Raw genomic sequence first — 6372 nt, 5'->3', positions numbered from 1 at the left:
TTCCACCTGTTCATAACCAAGAGGGCAACTTAACTCCTTTACAGAATTCTCCCCCTTTAACTGGTAATTTATTTTCTTACCTATACTTCTTTAAAATCAATTAACAAACCATTTCTCTTGCATATATCTACGAACAATTCACTTACAACAAAATCTGTAGTACTTTCTTTATCTTTCGCAATAAAAAATTCCTCTTCAATATCTCTTCTAAACTTTATAAATTTTAACACTCTCTCACCATCACTTAATGTACGATATGTTGATGCTTCTTTATCTATTATAGGTATACGTAGTATGATTTTAGCGGCATACCATTCTAAACTAACGTCTTGACAAACTAATCTACAAGAAAAAAACTTCATTTCTTCTCTCAATAAATTTCCAATTTTTTCAACAAATCGCTTAGAAAACAACAATGCAGATGGACAAAAAATATAATCTGTTTTCTCAATATTTTCCAGTGTATAACCAGTGCCCGCAACAAACTCCAATCTTCTTCTTTTTATTTTTTCTTCATTTCCTATGTCCAATATAAAAAATGAAAAAATTTCATCATCCATCATTTTTTTTAATCCTGCCATACAATCAGGATGATTTAGAGTTGTATTTATTTGATATAATTTTAATGACATTTTATCACTTGTATGATAATTAGGAAGTTAATTATCACATATTTCCTTTCTTTTAATATCGTGGTTCAATACAATTCAGATACTATGGACTTTTGATTTGTTTTCTGTAGCTTGACTACTCAACTGGAGTGTATTGCCACTACCTTTATCTGAATTGTTTATTAGCTGGATGTTGCCGGAGTGTTTTTCACTCAGAGTACTTATTTCTATCAAGTCTACGATGATAATCGTTGGTGGACATCATGGTATCAGACTTTAGGAAAGGGAGGTACAACCTCATGAAAATTTACGTAGGCATTGATATTGCCAAACTTAATCATTTCGCCGCTGCGATTTCTTCCGACGGTGAAATAATCATTGAGCCGTTCAAATTCACAAATGACGCTGATGGCTTCCAACTGCTGGTCTCTAAACTCGAATCATTCGATAAGAACAGCCTCATCATCGGTCTTGAGTCAACGGCACACTACGGTGACAACCTTGTTCGATACCTTGTTACTGAGCTTTACCAAGTGTGTGTGTTGAACCCCATCAAAACCTGTCAAATGCGAAAAAATAACGTTCGCAAAACTAAGACAGATAAGGTCGACACTTACGTGATTACTAAAACTCTTATGATGCAGGACAACCTCAGATTCGTCAGCTTCTTCGATCTCGATATGATGGATCTTAAGGCATTGGGACGTTTCCGTCAGAAAACCATAAAGCAACGTACCCGATTGAAAATTCAACTGACAACCTATGTTGATCAGGTCTTTCCGGAGATTCAATACTTTTTCAAATCCGGTCTGCATCAACACGCTGTCTATGCTTTATTAAAAGAAGCACCTTCTCCAAAAGAGATTGCTTCCATGCATATGACTCATCTGGCAAATCTGCTCAAAGTGAACTCACACGGACACTTTACCAAAGAACAGGCCAAAGAATTAAGTTCTCGCACAGAAGTCTGTCGGTGCTAACGACAGCGCTATATCTATTCAGATAACTCAAACCATTCAACAAATCGAGTTACTGGATAGCCAATTAGAAAGGATTGAAGCTGAGATGACGGATATCATGAAATTCAACGATTCTGTCATCATGACCATTCCTGGTATCGGTTATATCAATGGTGGAATGATTCTTGGTGAAATAGGTGATATTCACCGTTTCTCCAATCCTAACAAGCTGCTTGCTTTTGCCGGTTTGGATCCTTCTGTTTATCAGTCTGGTAACTTTCAGGCTAAGACAACAAGGATGTCCAAACGTGGCTCTCGTGTTTTACGATATGCCCTTGTAAATGCAGCTTGGAACGTTGTCAGAAACAACGCAACCTTCAAGGCTTATTATGATGCCAAGAGGGCTGAAGGCCGGTCTCACTACAATGCACTTGGGCACTGTGCCGGCAAGCTTGTCAGAGTCATCTGGAAGATGCTCACTGGCGAAGTAGAATTCAACCTCGAATAAGAGGTCTGTATACCAATATCGATAGATTTTGAAAAAGCACCCTAAGGGAGCTCTATTAAAGTTACCCTTTTTTACCACCGATATGAAAAAGAAATTTTTTGCTAATTTATGGTTGACTTTTCATAGCTGGTCTCCTTTTTTTTAATCTTTTTTTACTTCGCTTTGTAACATTCTAATTTCTTTTTGAATTTTCCTCTTTCCCCAATTGTTTTCTTTAGCAATCCTGCTAATTTTACCCAATTCTTGACTAATATATTGATTGTACTCACTATGAACATTGTTCCATCCCACATGGATTCCATTTCTTTATAAATCGCACCCCACTACCATTTCAGGTGCATTGTACAAAAAATACTCCAACATCATTTGCTTTTTCCTCTTTACTTAAAAATAGATAACCTATTGCATCATCTAAATAGAAGATATCTTGAAATTCTTTTGGAAAATCTCCTCCATATATCTGCATGCAAAATTGATAGGAGGCAAGTTCTAACTTTTCTTCTTGTAAAAATACAGGATTTGCACCAAAAAGAGAGCCATTATAATCATCAAATTCATTCATTTCTTTATCAATTACTATTTCTCTTGCTGAAATCAAAAAATCCGCATCATTTCTTGGAGAAGCAACAGAATGTAAAATTACTTTTGTATATCCGTTTTTTATATTCTGAAGTTCTTCTATATCACCGTTATAAACGATCGAGTCCAAAAAATAATCTTCTCTATTATAAGTAGTAAATACAGAAATAACCTGATCCTTCGGATAATTAAATTGAAGAGTTGAATTTAAAAAATTTGTAGGTATATTAAAAATAAAAACCATTTTTTCTCCATTAGGATTAGTAGGCCACTCTACATCAGGAGGTAAAAAACTTTTTCCTCCAATACGCAAAATATTCAATTCATTATCTACCTTTTCAAATCTTACTAAGTTTGACATTGCATTTATTCTCCTTTCATTATCCTAGACACTTTAATTTAGTCTGTCTTTTATAGAATTTTTCAGCTTCTTTCCGAAGCTTTCTTGCTTGACTAGCTGGATATCCTGCTTTTCTCAATCCCCCTTCAAAGCTTGGGAGACCAAGTCTTGAAAAACAGCCAGCAAAAGAGAAAAAACATGAATATCAGGATAACACGGATCGAATAGAGGTGGAAAAAGCCTTCAGCTTAAGCAAGCGCTGCTATGGAATGGGCTTGATCAGAACCAAACTTTATGACACAACCCTAACTTCAATCGCGTTATCCGTATTTGTGACGAATCTGTTCAAGATACAGTCACGGATACTGTTTACATTTTTATGGCTGCTGGAACTATTAACACATCAATCTGCTGATTTTGAGCTGGAAGCGGTTTAATCAGCAGACACTATTTAGTGAATCCCCCCATACTTTTAAATCTTCGTTCAATAATTGTTTTCCTGAAACACCATTATACTCGCTCAGTAATGTTCCATCTGGTCCTCCATGCATACCAGAAACTATTGAAATATCTCCAGAAGATTGATTTACAATTTCCGCAAATTGACTTTGCCTTATATTCCCTGTCGAAACATATACACTTTGATTACCACCAACTTCTACCTTATAAAATGTAGGTTCATTATAAAATCTTGCATCCTCTATAGCTGCCAAATTTTCAATGTCATAAAAATCATATATGCAAGAAACCTCATTTCCGTTCATATCAAATGAATACTGGCCACGATATGCCGTTTTTTTACCAGTCCTTAGTTCATCTATGCCTTTAAATACAAAGTGTATTGCCACACCAGTAAGAAAATCTGCCCCATCTGTTTCCAGTCAAACGCATGTATTTCTTTTTTCTCCTTAGTTTCCTATGATGAAATAATATCAATATATTCTTTATACTCTATAGGAATCGGTCTATTAAAAACTAAATCTTTCATAGGATCCACATTTTTACCAAATTTATAACAAAGATATAATCGTTCATTAAATTCTGCATAAATTCGAACATTAGTTAATTCATATTTATCTATTGTCTCATTATCTGTAAACGGAATTTCAGGCATGATATAAATACAATTTCCTATATCTCCTTCTATTAACGCTCCTCCACCATCTCCGAGAAACATTATCTCCCGTTCATCTGCCGTACCTTCCCATAGAGTTATCTTTCTAGCGCGTATACCCAACATATGGATCTGATATACAGGCGGCTTATACTCCTTAAGCGGCTCCACTTTTTGCTTATAAATATTGCTGCATGAGATAAATTGTTTTGTAACGTAGGTACAGAATAAAATAGGCGCTTTATTTAAATCAATATTTTCCCAATTATTATCTGTATTAAATAAATTAAATACTAATAGCTGAGCTCTATTTATCATTTGTGCCAACACATAAACATTTTCTTTTCTATTTTCATCTCTACGTCTGGTTTCTATGCTAATTACCTGATTAGCCCGCCAAATTACCCTTTTCATCATTTAAATTCCTTTCCTTCTAAGTCAGCAACCACCAGTTCAACTGATGTTTTGCTTTTAGCCCTCTAAAGGGCTAATGTTACTGCTCTCCACAAAGAGCAGTGCCACAAGCATTATTACTGATCCGCTTATAAAGCGGTACTTCTTGAATCTTCTTTTCTTGATTCCTCTGCTTGCTCTTTAATATATTTTTGTACTGCTTCGTCGGTGATATTACCAATTGTTTCTACATAAATATCACCTTGCCCCAAACGCCATACCCCACTTACTCTGTTTTTACCTGCACTTGTCATAAATCATTAACGTACTTTTACCCTTCAAGTATCCCTTAAAATTAGATATACTGAGTTTTGGCGGAAGCACTACAATTAGATGCACATAATCCACAAATACTGCATTTGTAATAATATCCACATCTTTATATTTACACAATGTACTAAGAATCTCCCTTACATCTTCCCTCAATTTCCCATACAATACTTTGGAATAAAAACTATATGATACTGGCATTTCCATCGAGTGTGATGAACTTCTGTTGTCCATTTGAACCTCCTATGCTACAATGAAATTTGGCTTGAGACACCAATTTCATTGTAGCATAGGAAAATTTTTATTGATATCCTCACCGTTTCCAACTACTCTAATCTCCTCAGCATAGCTAGGAGATTAGACATTTCATTTACAATAAACTACTATAGCTGTCAGTAATTAACTCGACTTTTTGACTGGCAACGTATCAACCACCACTTCTTCATTTGGATCAATTTCTTCAAGTTTGTACTTCCAATGATATATAACAGGTTCTTCATTTACTTCATCAAAGTATGAATCTGCAAGAAATTCCATCGGCTCAAATATGCCAGCAAAAGCTCTGGAATTAAAACATACCATCAAACTCATTCGTGAATTAGATACAGAGATCGAGGAAATCGAAAATGAAATCAAATCCATTATGGATGAGATTAACTCTCCAATCCTTACCATACCGGGCATCAGCTATCGCATGGGTGCAATGATCATTGCTGAAATCGGTGATTTCAGTCGTTTTGATTCACCGGACAAAATACTTGCTTATGCCGGAATGTCACCCTCTACTTACCAGTCCGGACAGTTGGATAACTGCTATTCCCACATGGAAAAGCGTGGATCCCGGTATCTGAGGTATGCCCTTTTTATAATGCAACCAAATACGTCTGTCACTGGGATGAATCCTTTGGGGCTTATTTTAAAAAGAAACGAGCCGAAGGCAAACATTACAATGTTGCTTTATCCCACGCCACAAAGAAACTGGTGAGAACCATTTATGCAATGGAAAAAAACAGGGAAGTCGTATAGAAATGCCTCTTAATTTTTCTGTAAATATCTCCTTTTTGGAGTGCCGACAACGACACTCCGCTTGTCATGCAGTTTTCAATGTGCAAATATATCTGAAATGCATTTCTGCAATTCATTCAAAAAATTTGATTTTTATACTTGACTTTTAATAGTTAGTCTTTCATTATCCTAGACACTTTTAGGCGTTTGCGAAACGCCAAACACCGCATAAATACGGTATTTTTTGTCGTTAAAATAAAATATCTCCTCAAGGTTTATGGTAAAATAGAGTTGACTAGAAACTAAATACCAATCCACCTTAAAGGAGATATACCTATATGATAGCACATAAGCAGCTCACTTTAGCAGAAGTTTTTGAAAATTGTCAAAATAAATTCGGCAACGACAAATATCAGTTCCTTTCGCTTCTTGATGAAGCCCATTAACCTTGATGAAATTGTTCCTGTTTCTTTTGTTAATCATTTTCACACCAGTACCGGAAGCCCCCGCAAACATCAGCTTTATCCAATGCT

General features: G+C 35.5%; 7 protein-coding genes and 4 pseudogenes. 5 read left to right on the top strand and 6 right to left on the bottom strand.

All coding sequences use genetic code 11. The features are described 5' to 3' along the window. Positions 1-80: 80 nt before the first annotated feature. Positions 81-632, bottom strand: a complete 552-nt coding sequence (locus DXA60_RS18185) for a hypothetical protein (protein WP_147345412.1) — start codon at positions 630-632, stop codon at positions 81-83. Between the two features lie 278 nt (positions 633-910). Here DXA60_RS18185 and DXA60_RS19390 point away from each other — a divergent pair, with 278 nt between their 5' ends. Next, complete coding sequence (locus tag DXA60_RS19390; RefSeq protein ID WP_243006956.1) at positions 911-1591, top strand: IS110 family transposase; 681 nt, start codon at positions 911-913, stop codon at positions 1589-1591. A gap of 10 nt (positions 1592-1601) precedes the next feature. Next, the gene (locus DXA60_RS19385; protein ID WP_330418463.1) at positions 1602-2078 is read left to right on the top strand and encodes a transposase; all 477 of its coding nucleotides are present in this window, start codon (positions 1602-1604) and stop codon (positions 2076-2078) included. A 141-nt stretch (positions 2079-2219) separates the two neighbouring features. On the opposite strand, the gene DXA60_RS19955 is transcribed toward DXA60_RS19385, so the two are convergent. After that, positions 2220-2369 carry an AHH domain-containing protein gene (locus tag DXA60_RS19955; RefSeq protein ID WP_158570897.1) on the bottom strand — a complete coding sequence of 50 codons (150 nt, stop codon included), beginning with the start codon at positions 2367-2369 and terminating at the stop codon, positions 2220-2222. Between the two features lie 40 nt (positions 2370-2409). Then, positions 2410-3018, bottom strand: a complete 609-nt coding sequence (locus DXA60_RS18170) for a DUF1963 domain-containing protein (RefSeq protein ID WP_117922661.1) — start codon at positions 3016-3018, stop codon at positions 2410-2412. A 128-nt stretch (positions 3019-3146) separates the two neighbouring features. On the opposite strand from DXA60_RS18170, the pseudogene DXA60_RS19380 reads away from it, so the two are divergent. Then, a pseudogene (locus DXA60_RS19380) lies at positions 3147-3434 on the top strand (transposase); the annotation flags it as partial. On the opposite strand, the gene DXA60_RS18160 reads toward DXA60_RS19380, so the two are convergent. The 3 genes and pseudogenes from DXA60_RS18160 to tnpA all read right to left on the bottom strand — a co-directional run bounded on the left by DXA60_RS18160 (position 3435) and on the right by tnpA (position 5068). Continuing rightward, positions 3435-3845, bottom strand: coding sequence for a hypothetical protein (locus tag DXA60_RS18160; RefSeq protein WP_055196073.1), 411 nt, complete (start codon positions 3843-3845; stop codon positions 3435-3437). A 68-nt stretch (positions 3846-3913) separates the two neighbouring features. Further along, the gene (locus tag DXA60_RS18155; RefSeq protein ID WP_015520298.1) at positions 3914-4528 is read right to left on the bottom strand and encodes a hypothetical protein; all 615 of its coding nucleotides are present in this window, start codon (positions 4526-4528) and stop codon (positions 3914-3916) included. A gap of 125 nt (positions 4529-4653) precedes the next feature. After that, positions 4654-5068: pseudogene (tnpA, locus tag DXA60_RS19950) on the bottom strand (IS200/IS605 family transposase). 283 nt (positions 5069-5351) lie between these two features. Here tnpA and DXA60_RS18140 point away from each other — a divergent pair. Both DXA60_RS18140 and DXA60_RS19365 read left to right on the top strand, forming a co-directional pair. Continuing rightward, a pseudogene (locus DXA60_RS18140) lies at positions 5352-5860 on the top strand (transposase); the annotation flags it as partial. 317 nt (positions 5861-6177) lie between these two features. Beyond that, positions 6178-6372 (top strand): annotated as a pseudogene (locus tag DXA60_RS19365) (ISNCY family transposase); the annotation flags it as partial.

The sequence above is a fragment of the Roseburia sp. OF03-24 genome (assembly GCF_003463035.1).
GTDB lineage: Bacteria > Bacillota > Clostridia > Lachnospirales > Lachnospiraceae > Roseburia > Roseburia rectibacter.
The sequence above is the reverse complement of the archived record's forward strand: the minus strand, read 5'-3'. Positions and strand labels throughout refer to the sequence as shown.

What these genes read in the sequence shown, in the direction of transcription:
- DXA60_RS18185 (WP_147345412.1), bottom strand. Translation starts at nt 632, where the DNA reads ATGTCATTAAAATTATATCAAATAAATACAACTCTAAATCATCCTGAT.
- DXA60_RS19390 (WP_243006956.1), top strand. Translation starts at nt 911, where the DNA reads ATGAAAATTTACGTAGGCATTGATATTGCCAAACTTAATCATTTCGCC.
- DXA60_RS18170 (WP_117922661.1), bottom strand. Translation starts at nt 3,018, where the DNA reads ATGTCAAACTTAGTAAGATTTGAAAAGGTAGATAATGAATTGAATATT.
- DXA60_RS18155 (WP_015520298.1), bottom strand. Translation starts at nt 4,528, where the DNA reads ATGATGAAAAGGGTAATTTGGCGGGCTAATCAGGTAATTAGCATAGAA.